The organism is Catellatospora sp. NPDC049133 (genome assembly GCF_040648455.1).
GTDB classification, from domain to species: domain Bacteria; phylum Actinomycetota; class Actinomycetes; order Mycobacteriales; family Micromonosporaceae; genus Catellatospora; species Catellatospora aurea.
Map to the genome: position 1 here is coordinate 15933 of NZ_JBEZDT010000031.1, position 14789 is coordinate 30721.

Sequence of the window (14789 nt, forward strand, 5' to 3'; positions counted from 1 at the left end):
CGTGGCAGACCTGAACCGCACTCTCGAACGCCTGGTCCGCGCCGTACAGGCCGAGGCCCGGGTGCCCGCCCTCAGCGTGGCGCTGCGCCGCGACGACCGTCCGCTGTGGACATTCCAGGTGGGCGGGTCCGGCAATCCCGGCGCGCCGCTGGACGCCGACACCCCGTTCCGGATCGGGTCGATCACGAAGACCTTCACGGCGGTGCTGGTGCTGCAGTGCCGCGACGCGGGCCTGCTGGACCTCGACGACCCGATCGGCGTTCACCTCGACGTGCCCGCGCACGGCGGGCTGACCATCCGGCGGCTGCTGTCGCACACCGCGGGCCTGCAGCGTGAGCCGGTCGGCGACGTGTGGGACACGCTGAGCCCGCCGGACCTGCCGGGCCTGCTCGACGACCTGGCCCGCACCGAGGCGATCCACCCGCCGGCGCGCCGCTTCCACTACTCGAACCTGGGCTTCGCGCTGCTGGGGCACCTTGCCGCGCGGCGGCTCGGCGGCGACTGGTGGGACCTGGTCGACGAGCGCATCTGCCGCCCGCTGGGGCTGCACCACACCACGTACGCCGCGCCCGCGCATGCCGCGACCGGTTACCTGGTCGACGAGTACTCCGACCACGCCCGGCCGGAGCCGCCGACCGACTTCGGCGCGGTCAGCCCGGCCGCGCAGCTGTGGAGCACCGCAGCCGACCAGGCCCGCTGGGCGGCGTTCCTGACCGACCCGGCCTCGGTGGACCCGGACGGGACGGTGCTGGCCGCGGACACCCTCGCCGAGGCGCGCTGGCCGCTCACGCCGCGCAACGAGACGCTCTGGGGCTCGGGTGTCGGCCTGGGCCTGATGCTGTGGCCCCGGGAGGGCCGCGTGCTGCACGTCGGCCACAACGGCGCGATGCCCGGCTTCCTGGCTGCCGCGTGCGGCCGCCACGGCGGCCCCGGCAATCCGGGGGGTATGGCCGCAGCCGTGCTGGCCTCCTCCGGCACCGCCTCGGCGATCATCGACCTGCCGCACCGGCTGATCGAGGAGGCGCTGGCCGCCGACCCGGTCGACGTCGCGCCGTGGACCCCGGGCGAGCCCGCCCCCGAGCACCTGCGCAGCGTGCTGGGCCGCTGGTGGGGCGAGGGCTACGAGTACGTGTTCCGCTGGGAGGGCGGCGTGCTGACCGGGCGCGGCGCGGACGACCCGGCCGACGCGCCCCCGGCCGTCTTCGCGGCGCTGCCCGGCGAGCCGGACGTGCTGCGTACCGTGTCGGGCCGGGAGGTGGGCGAGCGCCTGCGCCTGACCCGCGACGCCGCCGGCGAGGTGGTCCGGATGCACTGGGCGACCTACCGCTTCACCCGCCGCCAGGAGACTTTCGACGGTGTCTGGGTAAGCCGCTGAGCTGCCGGCGCCCGCCTTCGCGGGCGCGGGGTTCGGCCTCTCGGCCTCCCTTACCCGCCGGTCGCTCGTCCGCTGCGCGGACTTCCGCTCCTGGCGGGTGCGGTCGGCGGCCGAACCCGGCCGATAGAGGGCACGCCGTCATAACCACTGGCGGCGATGGTGGGATCGGTGACTACGATGGGACCAGCGGGCGGCGACCTGAGCCGGTCCGGTGAGTGCGGAGAGCAGGTGGCGGAAGGCCGGTCGGCCGACTTATGAGCGTTGGTTCTTCTTCGAACGCGGTGCAGACCAAGATCACCGTGTCCGACCCGAGTGTCATGGTCCAGTTGCTGGGCACCGGCGATCGCGTGCTCAAGCTCATCGAGAAGGCCCTGTCCAGCGACATCCTGGTCCGGGGCAACGAGATCACCATCACCGGCCCGGCGGCCGAGAACGCGCTTGCCGAGCGCGTCTTCGGTGAGCTGCTGGAGCTTATCGAGAAGGGCGAGACGCTGACCGAGGACGCCGTCCGACGCACCGTCGGCATGCTGACCGATGAGGGCACCACCGAACGGCCTGCCGAGGTGCTCACCCTCAACATCCTCTCCCGCCGCGGGCGCACCATCCGCCCCAAGACCCTCGGCCAGAAGAAGTACGTGGACGCGATCGACGCGAACACGATCGTCTTCGGCATCGGCCCGGCGGGCACCGGCAAGACCTACCTGGCCATGGCCAAGGCGGTCCAGGCCCTGCAGGCCAAGCAGGTCACCCGGATCATCCTGACCCGGCCCGCGGTCGAGGCGGGCGAGCGGCTGGGCTTCCTGCCCGGCACGCTCAACGAGAAGATCGACCCGTACCTGCGCCCGCTCTACGACGCGCTGCACGACATGATGGACCCCGAGTCGATCCCGCGCCTGATGACGCAGGGCACGATCGAGGTGGCTCCGCTGGCGTACATGCGCGGCCGGACGCTCAACGACGCCTTCATCATCCTGGACGAGGCCCAGAACACCACGCCCGAGCAGATGAAGATGTTCCTGACCCGCCTCGGCTTCAACTCGAAGGTCGTGGTCACCGGTGACGTGACGCAGGTCGACCTGCCGGGTGACCAGCGCAGCGGCCTGCGGGTCGTGCAGGAGATCCTGGACGGCCTGGACGACGTGCACTTCTCCCGGCTCACCAGCGCCGACGTGGTGCGGCACCGGCTGGTCGGCGAGATCGTCGACGCATACGAGAAGTGGGACTCCGACCAGCAGCGTGAGACGCTGCCGGCGAACGTCCACTCCGTGCCGCGACGCGGCGCGGGGCGACGCCGCTGACGACCAAGGAATAAAGAGTGTCTATCGAGATCGCCAACGAGTCCGGAATCGACGTCGACGCGGACAACATCGTCGCCGTCGCCCGGCACGCCCTGGTCCAGATGGGGGTCAACCCGCTCGCCGAGCTGTCGGTGCTGCTGGTCGACTCCGACTACATGGCGGAGCTGAACCACCGCTGGATGGACAAGGACGGCCCCACGGACGTGCTGGCCTTCCCGATGGACGAGGACACCATCGACCACGGCCCGTCGGAGTCCTCCGGCGGGCAACCGTCGCTGCTCGGCGACATCGTGCTGTGCCCGGAGGTGGCCGCCGCGCAGGCGTTGCGGTACGGCTCCGCCGACCCGCGCATGCGCACCGGTGATAGCGTGCCGGATGCGCCCGCCCCCGGGCTGCACGGTGACTACAGCACCGCGGACGAGCTGAGCATGCTCACCATCCACGGTGTGCTGCATCTGCTCGGCTACGACCACGCCGAGCCGGAGGAGGAGCGGGAGATGTTCGCCCTGCAGGGCAAACTCCTGGACAGCTGGCAGGCTCGGGCAGCGGGCGGGGCGAGCGGATCATGAATCCTGCCCATACCGTCCCGACTCGTGGCGGGGCAGTGCCGTGACCGAGCTGGGCGGACTGCCCGACGCGCCGCTGCTGTGGTCGGCGGCCGGTCTGGTGGTGCTGGCGGGGCTGTTCGCGATGACCGAATCGGCCCTCGCTGTGATCTCTCCCGCCCGCGCGGCGGAACTGAACCGTGAAGGACAACGCGGCGCGGCGGCGCTGCAGGCGGTGGCGGCCGACGCGGTGCGCCACATCAACCTGCTCCTGCTGCTGCGGCTGCTGTGCGAGCTGACCGCCACCACGCTGGTGGCCCTGGTCGCCGTGGACACGTTCGGGCCCGGCTGGACGGCCGCGCTGGTCACCGCCGGCGCGATGAGCGTGATCAGCTTCGTGGTGGTGGGCGTGGCCCCGCGCACGATAGGCCGCCAGCACGCGTACGAGGTGGGCCGCTACACCGCCCCCGTGCTGCGCTGGCTCGGCCGGGTGCTCGGCCCGCTGGCCAGCCTGCTGATCATCATCGGTAACGCGGTCACCCCCGGCAAGGGCTTCCGCGAGGGGCCGTTCGCCAGCACCCAGGTGGAGCTGCGCGAGCTGGTCGACCTCGCCGAGCAGCGCGGTGTGGTCGAGCACGGCGAGCGCGAGATGATCCACTCCGTGTTCGCGCTGGGCGACACCATCGCCCGCGAGGTCATGGTGCCCCGCACCGAGATGGTCTGGGTCGAGTCCACCAAGACCGCCGAGCAGGCGCTGGCGCTGGCCTTGCGCTCGGGCTTCTCCCGGGTGCCGGTCATCGGCGAGTCCGTCGACGACGTGCTCGGCGTGGTGTACCTCAAGGACATGGCCCGCCAGGTGCAGGAGGGCGGCGCGGCGACGCCGGTCGAGCACCTGATGCGGGTCGCGGCGTTCGTGCCGGAGTTCAAGCCCGTCGACGACCTGCTGTCGGAGATGCAGGCCGCCCGCACCCACCTCGCCATCGTCATCGACGAGTACGGCGGCACCGCCGGCCTGATCACCATCGAGGACATCCTCGAGGAGATCGTCGGCGAGATCACCGACGAATACGACGTCGAGCGGCCCCCGGTGGAGCGCCTGGAGGACGGCGCGGTCCGGGTGACCGGCCGGCTGCCCATCGAGGACCTCGGCGAGCTGTTCGACGTCGAGCTGCCCGCCGACGAGGTGGAGACCGTCGCCGGCCTGCTCGCCCAGGCGCTGGGCCGGGTGCCGATCCCCGGCGCGCGGGTGTCGGTGGGCGGGCTGACCCTGGTCGCCGAGGGCACCACCGGCCGCCGCAACCACATCGACACGGTGCTCGTGAAGCGCGAGGAGCCGGCCGACGAGACGACCCCCTCCGAAAGGCACATGGCAGATGTCTGACGTCACCCTCGAGTCCGTCTCGGCCGAGGACCGCAAGCTGCTCACCATGGCCCGCTCGGCCCGCGCCCGGATCGGCGCGATCGAGGGCGCGGCGGTGCGCGACGGCGACGGGCGCACGTACACCGGCGTGAGCATCAACCTGCCGTCGTTCTCGGTGTCGGCGCTGCGGCTCGCGGTGGCCTCCGCGGTCGCGGCGGGTGCGAGCACGCTGGAGGCGGCCCTCGTGGTCACCGAGGCGTCGATGGTCGACGGCCAGGACCTCGCCGCGGTCCGCGACGTCACCACCGGCATCCCCGTCTACCTGGCCACCCCCGACGGCTCCATCGCCGCCGCAGGCACCGCCTGACAGACGAAAGGAAGGGCACCTTCTACAACGCATAGCGTTGTGAAGGTGCCCTTCCTTCGTTCTCAGACGGGGCCGAGGTGGGTGAGGTGGCGGTCGACGACCGTTTTCACGGTGTCGGCGGGGTCGGTGTCCCAGATCGTCTGGTTGAAGATCTCGACCTCGACGTGGCCGGTGTAGCCCGCGCGGCGGACCGCGTCGGTCATCGGGGCGAAGTCGATGTGGCCGTCGCCGACGTGGCCCCGGCCGAGCAGCATGTCCGCGGGCAGCGGGACGACCCAGTCGCAGACCTGGTACGCCGAGATGCGGCCCTCGGCGCGGCTGATCTGCGCGAACAGCTGCGGGTCCCACCACACGTGGTAGGTGTCGACGACGACGCCGACCTCGTGCGGGGCGAACGGCTCGGCCAGGTCCAGAGCCTGGCCGAGGGTGGAGACCACCGCCCGGTCGGCGCAGAACATCGGGTGCAAGGGCTCGATCGCCAGGCGTACGCCGAGGCCGCTCGCATACGGCACGAGCTGCTCCAGGGCGCGGGCCACGTTGGCGCGGGCCGCGGGCAGGTCCTTGGAGCCCTCGGCCAGCCCGCCGACGACCAGCACCAGCTCGGCGGTGCCGAGATCGGCGGCCTCCTCGATGGCGCGCCGGTTGTCGTCGAGCGATGCAGCCGAGCCGGTGGTGACGAAGCCGCCCCGGCACAGGCTGGTGACGGTCAGCCCGTGCTGGTCGAGCAGCCGCCGGGCGGCCTTCGCCCCGCCCGCCGCCTCGACCACGTCCCGCCACGGCCCGATGCCGGTGATGCCGTTCTCGGAGCACAGCCGGGCGGCCTGCGCCAGCGTCGCCTTCTTGATCGTGGCGGTGTTCAGCGACAGCCTCATGTGGCGCCGTCCAGGTAGCGCGCGAGCCGGTCGGCGGCCAGGTCGGGGTCGTCGAGCACACCCGCCTCACCGGCCAGGCGGTGCAGCTCCAGCAGGTGGTCCCGGGAGCGGGAGTGCTCCTGGCCGCCGACCATGACGAAGCGGTCCTGGTGGCCGTTGAGCCAGGCCAGGAACACGATCCCGGTCTTGTAGTGGTAGGTCGGCGCGCCGAAGATGTGCTTGGCCAGCGGCACGGTCGGGTCGAGGACCGCGCGGAATCCGGCGGTGTCGCCCGCGTCGAGCAGTTCCAGCGCCTTCGCGGCGGGGACCGCGATGGCGTCGAAGATGCCCAGCAGCGCGTCCGAGTAGCCGACCTCGTCGCCCGCGATCAGCTGCGGGTAGTTGAAGTCGTCGCCGGTGTAGAGGCGTACGCCCTCGGGCAGCCGCCGCCGGATCGCCACCTCGCGGGCCTCGTCGAGCAGCGACACCTTGATGCCGTCGATCTTGCCCGCGTTGGCGTGGATCAGCTCCAGCGCGCTCTCGGTCGCCGCGTCCAGGTCGGCCGCGCCCCAGTAGCCGGCCAGCGCAGGGTCGAACATGTCGCCCAGCCAGTGCAGGATCACCGGCTGCTCGGCCTGCGCCAGCAGCTTGCCGTAGACGGCGTGGTAGTCGGCCGGACCGGTGGCGGCCGCGGCCAGCGCCCGCGACGCCATCAGGATGACCTTCGCACCGGACTCCTGCACGACGTCGAGCTGCTCGGCGTACGCCGCCTCGATGGCGGCCAGGCTGTGCGCGCCGGGCGCGAGCTGGTCGGTGCCCGCGCCGCACGCCAGCCGCCCGCCGACGGACCTGGCCTCCGCGCCGCTGCGGCGGATCAGTTCCGTGGTCGCGGCCCAGTCCAGGCCCATGCCGCGCTGCGCGGTGTCCATCGCGTCGGCGATGCCCAGTCCCAGCGACCACAGGTGGTGCCGGAATCGCATGGTGGCGTCCCAGTCGACGACCGCCGGGCGGCCCGCCCCGTTGTCGGCGGCCGGGTCGGCCACCACGTGCGCGGCGGCATAGAAGACCCGGCTCCGCGCGACCTCCTCGGTCCGCGCGCTCACAGGTCACCGACCACGATCTTGCGGCCCTCGCGGGCCGACTGGAGACCGAGCTCGGCCAGCTGCACGCCGCGGGCGCCGGCGTACAGGTCGTGGCCGTACGGCGCGTCGGCGACCACGTACGCCAGGAACTCCTCCCACTGGCGCTTGAACCCGTTGTCGTACACGTCGTTCTCCGGCAGCTCGGACCACTGGTCGCGGAAGTCGTGGCTGACCGGCAGGTCCGGGTTCCACACCGGCTTCGGGGTGGTGGCCCGGTGCTGGATCCGGCAGTTGCGCAGGCCCGCGACGGCGCTGCCCTCCGTGCCGTCGACGTGGAAGGTGACCAGCTCGGTGCGGTCCACGCGGGTGGTCCAAGAGCTGTTGACCGAGGCGACGATGCCGCCCTCCAGTTCCAGCACGGCGTACGCGGCGTCGTCGGCGGTGGCCGGGTAGGCGTTGCCCTGCTCGTCCCAGCGCTGCGGGATGTGCGTGGCCATCTGGGCGTAGACCGAGCGCACCGGGGCGATCACGTGGTCGAGCACGTACCGCCAGTGCGGGAACATGTCGAGGATGATGCCGCCGCCGTCCTCGGACCGGTAGTTCCAGCTCGGACGCTGCGCGGCCTGCCAGTCGCCCTCGAACACCCAGTAGCCGAACTCGACCCGCACCGACAGGATGCGGCCGAAGAAGCCCGACTCGACCAGGCGGCGCAGCTTGAGCAGGCCCGGCAGGTAGAGCTTGTCGGCGACGACGCCGTGCTTGATGCCCGCGGCCCGCGCCTCGTCGGCCAGCGCGACGGCGTCGGCCAGCGACTCGGCGGTCGGCTTCTCGGTGTAGACGTGCTTGCCGGCGGCGATGGCCTGGCGCAGCGCGGCGACGCGGGCGGTGGTCACCTGCGCGTCGAAGTAGATCTCGTTGCTGTCGTCGGCCAGAGCCGCGGCCAGGTCGGTCGTGTAGCGGGTGAGCCCGTGCAGCTCGGCGAGCTGCTCCAGCTTCGCGGCGTTGCGGCCGACGAGCACCGGCTCCGGCCACACCACCGTGCCGTCGGCGAGGGTGAGGCCGCCCTGCTCGCGGATGGCCAGGATGGACCGCACCAGGTGCTGGCGGTAGCCCATCCGGCCGGTGACACCGTTCATGACGATGCCGACAGTTCTGCGGTCCATGCTCGTACCTCTCGGTCTGGCAGGTCGTGACGCGCGCACGACCTGTCGGGATCGGGGGCCGCGTCTCGGAGGAGTTGCGGCGAGGGCGGGGGTGGAAAGCGCTTTCCGCCTGCGAGGCGGTACCCTACGCCCATGCCTCGAACCTCGTCAACCAGAGCGCCCGGCGGCGCCGTCACGCTGCAGCAGGTCGCCACGGCGGCCGGTGTCTCGCTGGCCACCGCGTCCCGCGTGCTGCACGGCAGCGGCGGGCGCAGAGTCGCCGAGGCGCTCGCCGAGCGGGTCACCACCGCGGCCGCCGAGCTGCGCTACGTCGCGCACGCCCCGGCGCAGTCGCTGGCCCGCTCGCGCAGCACGGTCGTCGGGGTGCTGGTGCACGACATCGCCGACCCGTACTTCGCCGCGATCGCGGCCGGCGCGATGGACGTGGCCCGTGAGCACGACCTGATGGTGCTGGTGGCGAACACGTTCCGCGACCCCGGACTGGAGCGCGACTACCTGGCCCGGCTGCGCGCGCAGCGGGCCCGCGCGGTGCTGCTGGCGGGCTCGGCGTTCGTCGGCGAGCCGTTCGCCGAGGAGGTGGCGGCGTTCGCGGAGTCGGGCGGCCGGGTGGCCGCGATCGGCGCGCACGGCACCGGCATCGACACCGTCGAACCGGACCAGTACGGCGGCGGCCGCCTCATCGCCGAGCACCTGGTCGCGCTGGGGCACCGCGAGATCGGGGTGATCACCGGCCCGGCCGGCCTGGCCACGGTCGCCCAGCGGCTGGCCGGCTTCACCTCCGTGGTGACCGGGCCGCGGTTGGTCCACGCCGACTTCACCCGCGAAGGCGGTCGTGCTGCGACCCGTGAGCTGCTGAGCCGTCACCCCGAGCTGACCGCGATCTTCGCGCTGAATGACCTGATGGCGGCCGGTGCCCTGGCCGCCCTGCGCGAGCTGGGCTGCCCCGTGCCGGAGCAGATCTCCGTGGCGGGCTTCGACGACCTGCCGGTCGCGACCGACCTCACCCCGGCGCTGACCACGGTGCGGTTGCAGCTGGCCGACATCGGCGCGCGGGCCATGCGGTTGCTGCTCGACGACGAGCCGGGCGGACGGCTTGTGCCCGCCCCCGCTGAGCTGGTGGTACGCGACAGCACCGGGCGGGCCAGCACGCTGCACTGATCTCCTATTTTTCCCAAAAAACCTGATTAGTCCGGTTTGAGGCAAATCGGCATGGGTAGTCCCTGGGCTGCGTCGAGCTCAGTGGAGGTATGCATGCGACGTCTCAACTTCCGACTCATCCGGCCCGGACACCGGCCACTCGCCGCCTGCGGGATGGCGGCGCTCACCTTCGGGATGGCGCTGGTGTTCGCGGGAACCGACCTCGGCGGCCAGCCCGCGAAGGCGTGGGCGAACGCGCCTGTCGACATCCTGCCGGCCAGCCTCGGCTTCACCGCCGCGGCGTTCGAGAACCACGTCTGCGACCCGGCATTCGGCGGCGGGCCGCTGTCCGGTCAGGACGTCTGGGTGTTCAAGCTGCCCGGCGACCACGCGAAGACCGGTGACTTCGTCAGCGTCACCGCCACGTTCAGCACCCCCGAGGGCACCGAGGCCACCGCGGTGGTGCCCACCGAGGGCGGCGGCATCGTACTGCGGGCGCAGACCAGCAAGGCGTGGATCGCGGTGCCGGAGGGCTGGACCCTCACCGGCGCGAAGGCCGAGATCACCGGCACCGCGCCGCTGTTCGTGCTGGCCCGCACCTGCCCGGCCGAGGGCACGGTCCTGCCGCCGGTCGCCCCGGACCCGTCCGATTCGCCCACCCCGGACCCGTCCGCGTCCGCTTCACCGGACCCGTCCGCTTCACCGGACCCGTCCGCTTCACCGGACCCGTCCGCTTCACCGGACCCGTCCGCTTCGGTGGACCCCGGTGCCGCCGGCCCCGGTCCCTCGGCGTCGGCCGACCCGGACCCGTCGGGTTCGGCTTCCGCGTCCCCGGACCCCTCGGGGCCACCGTCCGACGGGCCTTCCGCGTCACCGTCGGTGGCACCGGGGCCGTCGGGCCCGCCCTCGGCGGAGGCCAAGCCCGCCAAGGGCACCGGACTGCGGGTGAAGGCCTTGACACCGACCGCGGAGCCGTCGACGGACCCGGTGGAGCCGCCGATCGTGGACCCGTCGGCACCGCCGGTGGACCCGTTCACCCCGCCTGTCGATCCGATCACGGATCCGTCCGCGCCGCCGGTCGAGCCCATTGTGGATCCGTCAGCGGGTCCGGTGGACCCGATCGTCGACCCGTCAGCGCCGCCTTCCGACCCGATCGTGGGCCCGTCTGCGGGCCCGGTGGACCCGTCCGCGCCGCCCGTGGACCCCATTGTGGATCCGTCCGCGGGCCCCGTGGACCCGATCGTCGACCCGTCGGCACCGCCGGCAGACCCGATCGTGGACCCCTCCGCTCCGCCGGTCGAGCCCTCGCCTGAGCCGGAGCCGCCGGTCGGCCCGGGGCACCGGCCGCGTCCCGCCGAGCCCGGTCCGTCCTTCGTGAGCGCCCTGATCGGCCTCTGGGATGACATCGCCAACGCGTTCCGCTGAGGTGGTGCGGCACTGAGGTGCGCGAACTCGGGGCCCCGTGTCCGCCGACCCACGCGGCGGACACGGGGCCCCGTCCCGTCGGGACGATCAGGCGGGCGGGGACAGCGTCGGGTACGGGAACAGGCCGACGCGGGCGTGGTACTCGCGGGCCAGCTCGTCGGTGTCGGAGCCGACCAGCAGGCCCTGCGGGCAGGTCACGAAGGCGCGTACGCCCTGGCCGCGGCTGCGGGTGGGATTCCAGGCCAAGGCGCGGCCGGTCACCGGGTCGAGCGCGGCGATGCCGGGCCGGTCCACCGCGCCGGGGCCCTTCGTCTTCTGCCCGTACGTGTTGTCCTGCCAGAGCTGGTGCCCGCCGACGTAGACGGCCGGACCGGTGGCCGCCACCGCGTACAGGGAGTGGCCGCCGGTGTGGTTGATCCAGGTCGGGACGTGCTCGCCGCCGCCGGCGGTCTCGAACCGCGCGGCCGTGGTGCAGGGCAGGTCGGGTCCGGAGTCGTGGCCGGTGGTGACCACCACGAAGTAGGAGCCGTCGGGTGAGTGGTCGATGCCGCGCACGTAGCTGTCGAAGCGGGCGTCGCAGCGGTCGACGCCGTAGAAGGCGGTGGACCAGTCGCTGACCACGGCCTGCGGGCCGGTGATGTCCAGGCTGACCAGCTGCTGGCGGTCCAGGCCCTGCACCCGGGCGAAGTTTCCGATCACGACGAGCCGGGTGCCGTCCGGGGACAGGCTCATCGCCTCCGCGCGGGGATAGTTCTCCACCCCCTCGGCCAGGCCCGCGTCGAAGCCCTCGTCGAGGCGGCCGGACAGCGCGTCGACCCGGGCCAGCCCGGCGCGGGGCACCCCGCTGACGGAACGGTAGTAGCCGCCGACATACAGCTCGCCGCCCAGTACGGCCAGGGTGCGCACGTCACCGTCGACCGGCGCGTAGAAGCTGCGGTGCAGCCGGCCGGTGGCCAGGTCGAGGCGGGCCAGCGAGCGGCGGTGCCGGCCGTTGACCGTGGTGAAGTCGCCGCCCACGAGCAGGCTGCCGTCGGGGCCTTCGGCCAGCGCGTAGACCGGCCCGTCGAGTTCCGGGCTGAAGTCGGTGATCTGGCCGTCGGACAGCCGGAACGCCATCAGGTGGCGGCGGTTCATCGTGGCCTGGCGGCGGGCGTCGGCGGTGCTGGTGAAGTCGCCGCCCACCACGACCGTGTCGCCGATCAGGGCCATGGCCCAGACCTGCCCGTCGGTGACGTGCGGGGTCCAGTCCACCGGGTCCGCGGACACGACCCGCGGCATCGGCGGCCCCACGCCCGCATCGGCACCGGCCGTAGCGGGTGCCGGTACGCCGAGCAGGACGGATGACATGACAAGCGACACGCCGAACAGAGAACGCATGTATCTATGATCGGTGTGATATGGCGCTAATGTGAAGAAATGCGACAAAAGCTGAAAACCCGCTCGGGTTCACACCTCGCGCAGCAGGTCCGCACCGAGGATCTTGCCGGCCAGTGCCGGTTCCGTGGTCATCAGCGGCACCCGCAGCACCGCCGCCAGCAGGCACGCATGCGACATCCCGAGGGTGCCCAGGTGGTTGGCCAGCCCACCGACGGCCTGCGCGTCCCCGGCGCTGAGCGGGACGACCTCGACCTGCGGCAGCGTGCGCAGCACGTCCAGCATCGGCTCGTCGGCACGGTCGGCCATCCAGTACGCCTCACTCAGGCACAGCGCGGGCACCAGTGCGGTGAACCCGCCGGCCTCCAGGCCCGCCAGCGCCGCGCTGACGGTCAGGCTGTCCGCGGCCGCGTAACGCCGGATCGCGCCCGTGTCCAGGACGCGGCCGGCCGGCCTCACCGGGCCTTCCGCTGTAGCCGCGCCAGCACGGCCTCGTAGTTGGCCTCCTGCTCGGCGATCCACTCCGGATCGCTGCGGCGCTGCTCCTCCAGCTCCAGCTGGGCGCGGAACTCGTCGAGCAGCTCCTGCGGGATCTCCGGCAGGCCGAGCCGCCGCCGGGTCTCCAGGTAGGTCTCGCGGGCCATGCGGCCAGGCTAGCTCGGCCCGCGCGGGCCGGGCAACGACCGTCGGGTCAGGACCAGGCCAGGCCGGTGAGCCGCTCGTACGCCTCGATGTAGCGCGCCCGGGTGGCCGCGATGATGTCCTCGGGCACCTCGGGCGCGGGCGGCGTCTTGTCCCAGCCGGTGCCGACCGCCCAGTCGCGGACGAACTGCTTGTCGAAGCTCGGCTGCACCCGGCCGGGCGTGTAGCCGTCGGCGGGCCAGAACCGCGAGGAGTCCGGCGTCAGCACCTCGTCGCCCAGCACCAGCGTGCCGTCGGCGGCCCAGCCCAGCTCGATCTTCGTGTCGGCCAGGATGATGCCCCGCTCGGCGGCGATGTCGCGTCCCCGGGCGTACACGGCCAGCGTGATGTCACGCAGCCGCTCCGCGGTGTCCGCGCCGACCTTGTCGACCACATCGGCGTACGAGATCGGCATGTCCTTCTCGCCGGCCGGGGCCTTGGTGGACGGGGTGAACACCGGCTCGTCCAGCCGCGACGCCTCGGTCAGCCCGGCGGGCAGCACGACCCCGGACACAGACCCGCTCGCCTGGTACTCCTTGAGCCCGCCCCCGGTCAGGTAACCGCGCGCCACACACTCCACCGGCACGATGTCCAGCGAGCGGCAGCGCAGCGCGCGCCCGGCGAACTCGGCGGGCACGTCGTCACCGGAGATGACGTGGTTCGGCACGATGTCCTTGAGCTGCTCGAACCACCACAGCGAGAGCTGGGTCAGCACTCGGCCCTTGTCCGGCACCGGCGTCGGCATGATCACGTCGTAGACCGAGAGCCGGTCCGACGCCACCAGAATGATGTCCTCGCCGTCGCGGTAGACGTCCCTGACCTTGCCCGAGTGCAGCAGCTCCACGGGGATCACCGTACCGGAGCCGGGATGCGCGCCCGTGACCGCGGGCGGGTGTGTGTCAACCGTCCTGACGGCCGTTGCGATTATCGCGACCCCTCATTACGGTGATGGCCATGGATGAAGGCGTGATCGACCGGGTCCGTTCGGTGATCACCCGGGTGTCGCCGAGCCAGGCCGCCTTCAGCGAGCTGGTCGGCATCAGCGCCGACAAGCTGTCCAAGTCGCTCAACGCGGTGCGTCGCTTCACCTCGCTGGAGCTGGCCCTCATCGCCGACGCGGGCGATGTCAGCGTGGACTGGCTGCTCACCGGCCGCACCCGCGAACCCGCCCTGCCCGGAGCCGAGCCCAGCGCCGGAGACGAGATCCGCGCGCTGGTCGACCGCTACGCCACGGCGTACGAGCGGCTGCGACTGCTCGGCAGCCGACCGCCGTTGCCGGCTCTGCCCACGCCCCCCACCGGAGCACCGGGACCGGCGGGCCGTGTGCTCGCCGACCTGGCCGTCGCCGCGGTACGCGACGCCGCGACACCGAGCCTGGGCACGCTGCCCACCGCCGAGTTGGCGGCCGCCGTCGAGCAGGTCCTCGCCGTGGACGTCGTGGTCACCGCGCTGCCCGGCGGCGCCGATGCGCTGGCCTGGCAGTCCGCTCACGGCCGACTCGTGCTGGTCAACGCCTCCAGCCAGTTCACCCGGCAGCGCTTCGCGCTCGCGCACGCCCTAGGCCACGTGCTGGCCGGGGATGCCACGCAGCCGCTGCTCGACCAGCACCTCGCGCCGGGCCGCCAGCGTGCCGCCCTGGAGCAGCGCGCCGACGCCTTCGCCGCCGCCTTCCTGATGCCCGCCGACGAACTACGCGCGGCGGTGGGCCTGCCGCCCCCCGACCGCGCCGAGCCGCTGCCCCCGGCTGCGGTCACCGATGCCGTGTTCGCGGAGCTGGTCGGGCTGTTCGGCGTCTCGGCCGGGGCGATGGCGGCCCGGCTGCGCGGGCTCGGGCTGCTCGACGCGGCCCGCCAGGCCGAACTGGGCCTGTGGACGGCGGCCCGCTGCCAGCGCGGCCCCACCGGCAGGCAGGCGCTGCTGGCCCGGCTGAGTGCGGCGCAGGTCCCGCGGCAGCCCGCCCGGCTGGTGGCCGAGCTGTTCGGGGCGTACGCGGACGGTGCGACGACCCTGGTCCCGCTGGCCGACCTGCTGCAGACCCCGGTCGACGACCTGTTCGCCGCGCTCGTGGCCGAGCAGCCCGCCGCTCGCCGGGGGTACGCCGATGAGCCCGCCTTCCTGCCCTGACGGTAGG

The 14789-nt window shown here is 72.8% G+C and carries 15 protein-coding genes; 8 read left to right on the forward strand and 7 right to left on the reverse strand.

What is annotated here, in order from left to right:
• The first annotated feature begins 1 nt into the window (after position 1).
• The 5 genes from AB0B35_RS30125 to AB0B35_RS30145 all read left to right on the forward strand — a co-directional run bounded on the left by AB0B35_RS30125 (position 2) and on the right by AB0B35_RS30145 (position 4945).
• Complete coding sequence (locus tag AB0B35_RS30125; RefSeq protein ID WP_361051596.1) at positions 2–1375, forward strand: serine hydrolase domain-containing protein; 1374 nt, start codon at positions 2–4, stop codon at positions 1373–1375.
• A 254-nt stretch (positions 1376–1629) separates the two neighbouring features.
• Positions 1630–2673: a PhoH family protein gene (locus tag AB0B35_RS30130; RefSeq protein WP_360533483.1), complete on the forward strand. Its 1044-nt coding sequence runs from the start codon at positions 1630–1632 to the stop codon at positions 2671–2673.
• 17 nt (positions 2674–2690) lie between these two features.
• Positions 2691–3242, forward strand: coding sequence for an rRNA maturation RNase YbeY (gene ybeY / locus AB0B35_RS30135; protein WP_203692514.1), 552 nt, complete (start codon positions 2691–2693; stop codon positions 3240–3242).
• 40 nt (positions 3243–3282) lie between these two features.
• Positions 3283–4599, forward strand: coding sequence for a hemolysin family protein (locus AB0B35_RS30140; RefSeq protein WP_361051599.1), 1317 nt, complete (start codon positions 3283–3285; stop codon positions 4597–4599).
• Positions 4592–4945 carry a cytidine deaminase gene (locus AB0B35_RS30145; protein WP_361051601.1) on the forward strand — a complete coding sequence of 118 codons (354 nt, stop codon included), beginning with the start codon at positions 4592–4594 and terminating at the stop codon, positions 4943–4945. Before AB0B35_RS30140 ends, AB0B35_RS30145 begins: the two co-directional genes overlap by 8 nt.
• Before the next feature lie 62 nt (positions 4946–5007).
• Here the strand turns inward: AB0B35_RS30145 and AB0B35_RS30150 are convergent, their stop codons facing one another.
• From AB0B35_RS30150 to AB0B35_RS30160, 3 genes are read right to left on the reverse strand one after another with little or no spacing between them, the layout of a single operon-like run.
• Positions 5008–5817: a sugar phosphate isomerase/epimerase gene (locus AB0B35_RS30150; protein WP_361051604.1), complete on the reverse strand. Its 810-nt coding sequence runs from the start codon at positions 5815–5817 to the stop codon at positions 5008–5010.
• On the reverse strand, positions 5814–6899 hold the full coding sequence (locus AB0B35_RS30155) for a dihydrodipicolinate synthase family protein (protein ID WP_361051607.1): 1086 nt from the start codon (positions 6897–6899) through the stop codon (positions 5814–5816). The genes AB0B35_RS30150 and AB0B35_RS30155 overlap by 4 nt, the downstream gene beginning before the upstream one ends.
• Entirely contained in the window at positions 6896–8041 is a 1146-nt protein-coding gene (locus tag AB0B35_RS30160) for a Gfo/Idh/MocA family oxidoreductase (protein ID WP_361051610.1), read from the reverse strand. Before AB0B35_RS30160 ends, AB0B35_RS30155 begins: the two co-directional genes overlap by 4 nt.
• Before the next feature lie 132 nt (positions 8042–8173).
• Between AB0B35_RS30160 and AB0B35_RS30165 the strand changes: the two genes are divergently transcribed.
• Together AB0B35_RS30165 and AB0B35_RS30170 are read left to right on the forward strand one after the other, a co-directional pair.
• Positions 8174–9199 (forward strand): LacI family DNA-binding transcriptional regulator, encoded by a 1026-nt coding sequence (locus AB0B35_RS30165; RefSeq protein WP_361051612.1) that lies wholly within the window; start codon positions 8174–8176, stop codon positions 9197–9199.
• Between the two features lie 93 nt (positions 9200–9292).
• Positions 9293–10603, forward strand: coding sequence for a hypothetical protein (locus AB0B35_RS30170; RefSeq protein ID WP_361051615.1), 1311 nt, complete (start codon positions 9293–9295; stop codon positions 10601–10603).
• A gap of 87 nt (positions 10604–10690) precedes the next feature.
• Here AB0B35_RS30170 and AB0B35_RS30175 read toward each other — a convergent pair whose 3' ends face one another.
• The 4 genes from AB0B35_RS30175 to AB0B35_RS30190 form a co-directional block, all read right to left on the reverse strand.
• On the reverse strand, positions 10691–11980 hold the full coding sequence (locus AB0B35_RS30175) for a delta-60 repeat domain-containing protein (protein WP_361051618.1): 1290 nt from the start codon (positions 11978–11980) through the stop codon (positions 10691–10693).
• Positions 11981–12049: 69 nt separating this feature from the next.
• Complete coding sequence (locus AB0B35_RS30180; RefSeq protein ID WP_361051621.1) at positions 12050–12436, reverse strand: hypothetical protein; 387 nt, start codon at positions 12434–12436, stop codon at positions 12050–12052.
• Positions 12433–12621, reverse strand: coding sequence for a hypothetical protein (locus AB0B35_RS30185; protein ID WP_361051624.1), 189 nt, complete (start codon positions 12619–12621; stop codon positions 12433–12435). The genes AB0B35_RS30180 and AB0B35_RS30185 overlap by 4 nt, the downstream gene beginning before the upstream one ends.
• Positions 12622–12668: 47 nt before the next feature.
• Entirely contained in the window at positions 12669–13502 is an 834-nt protein-coding gene (locus tag AB0B35_RS30190) for a phosphoribosylaminoimidazolesuccinocarboxamide synthase (protein ID WP_361051627.1), read from the reverse strand.
• 110 nt (positions 13503–13612) lie between these two features.
• Between AB0B35_RS30190 and AB0B35_RS30195 the strand changes: the two genes are divergently transcribed.
• Complete coding sequence (locus AB0B35_RS30195) at positions 13613–14782, forward strand: XRE family transcriptional regulator (RefSeq protein ID WP_361051630.1); 1170 nt, start codon at positions 13613–13615, stop codon at positions 14780–14782.
• Positions 14783–14789: the final 7 nt, after the last annotated feature.

Coding starts and splice junctions, on each gene's coding strand:
- AB0B35_RS30130 (WP_360533483.1), top strand. CDS start 1,630: ATGAGCGTTGGTTCTTCTTCGAACGCGGTGCAGACCAAGATCACCGTG.
- AB0B35_RS30145 (WP_361051601.1), top strand. CDS start 4,592: ATGTCTGACGTCACCCTCGAGTCCGTCTCGGCCGAGGACCGCAAGCTG.
- AB0B35_RS30150 (WP_361051604.1), bottom strand. CDS start 5,817: ATGAGGCTGTCGCTGAACACCGCCACGATCAAGAAGGCGACGCTGGCG.
- AB0B35_RS30160 (WP_361051610.1), bottom strand. CDS start 8,041: ATGGACCGCAGAACTGTCGGCATCGTCATGAACGGTGTCACCGGCCGG.
- AB0B35_RS30165 (WP_361051612.1), top strand. CDS start 8,174: ATGCCTCGAACCTCGTCAACCAGAGCGCCCGGCGGCGCCGTCACGCTG.
- AB0B35_RS30170 (WP_361051615.1), top strand. CDS start 9,293: ATGCGACGTCTCAACTTCCGACTCATCCGGCCCGGACACCGGCCACTC.
- AB0B35_RS30175 (WP_361051618.1), bottom strand. CDS start 11,980: ATGCGTTCTCTGTTCGGCGTGTCGCTTGTCATGTCATCCGTCCTGCTC.
- AB0B35_RS30185 (WP_361051624.1), bottom strand. CDS start 12,621: ATGGCCCGCGAGACCTACCTGGAGACCCGGCGGCGGCTCGGCCTGCCG.
- AB0B35_RS30195 (WP_361051630.1), top strand. CDS start 13,613: ATGGATGAAGGCGTGATCGACCGGGTCCGTTCGGTGATCACCCGGGTG.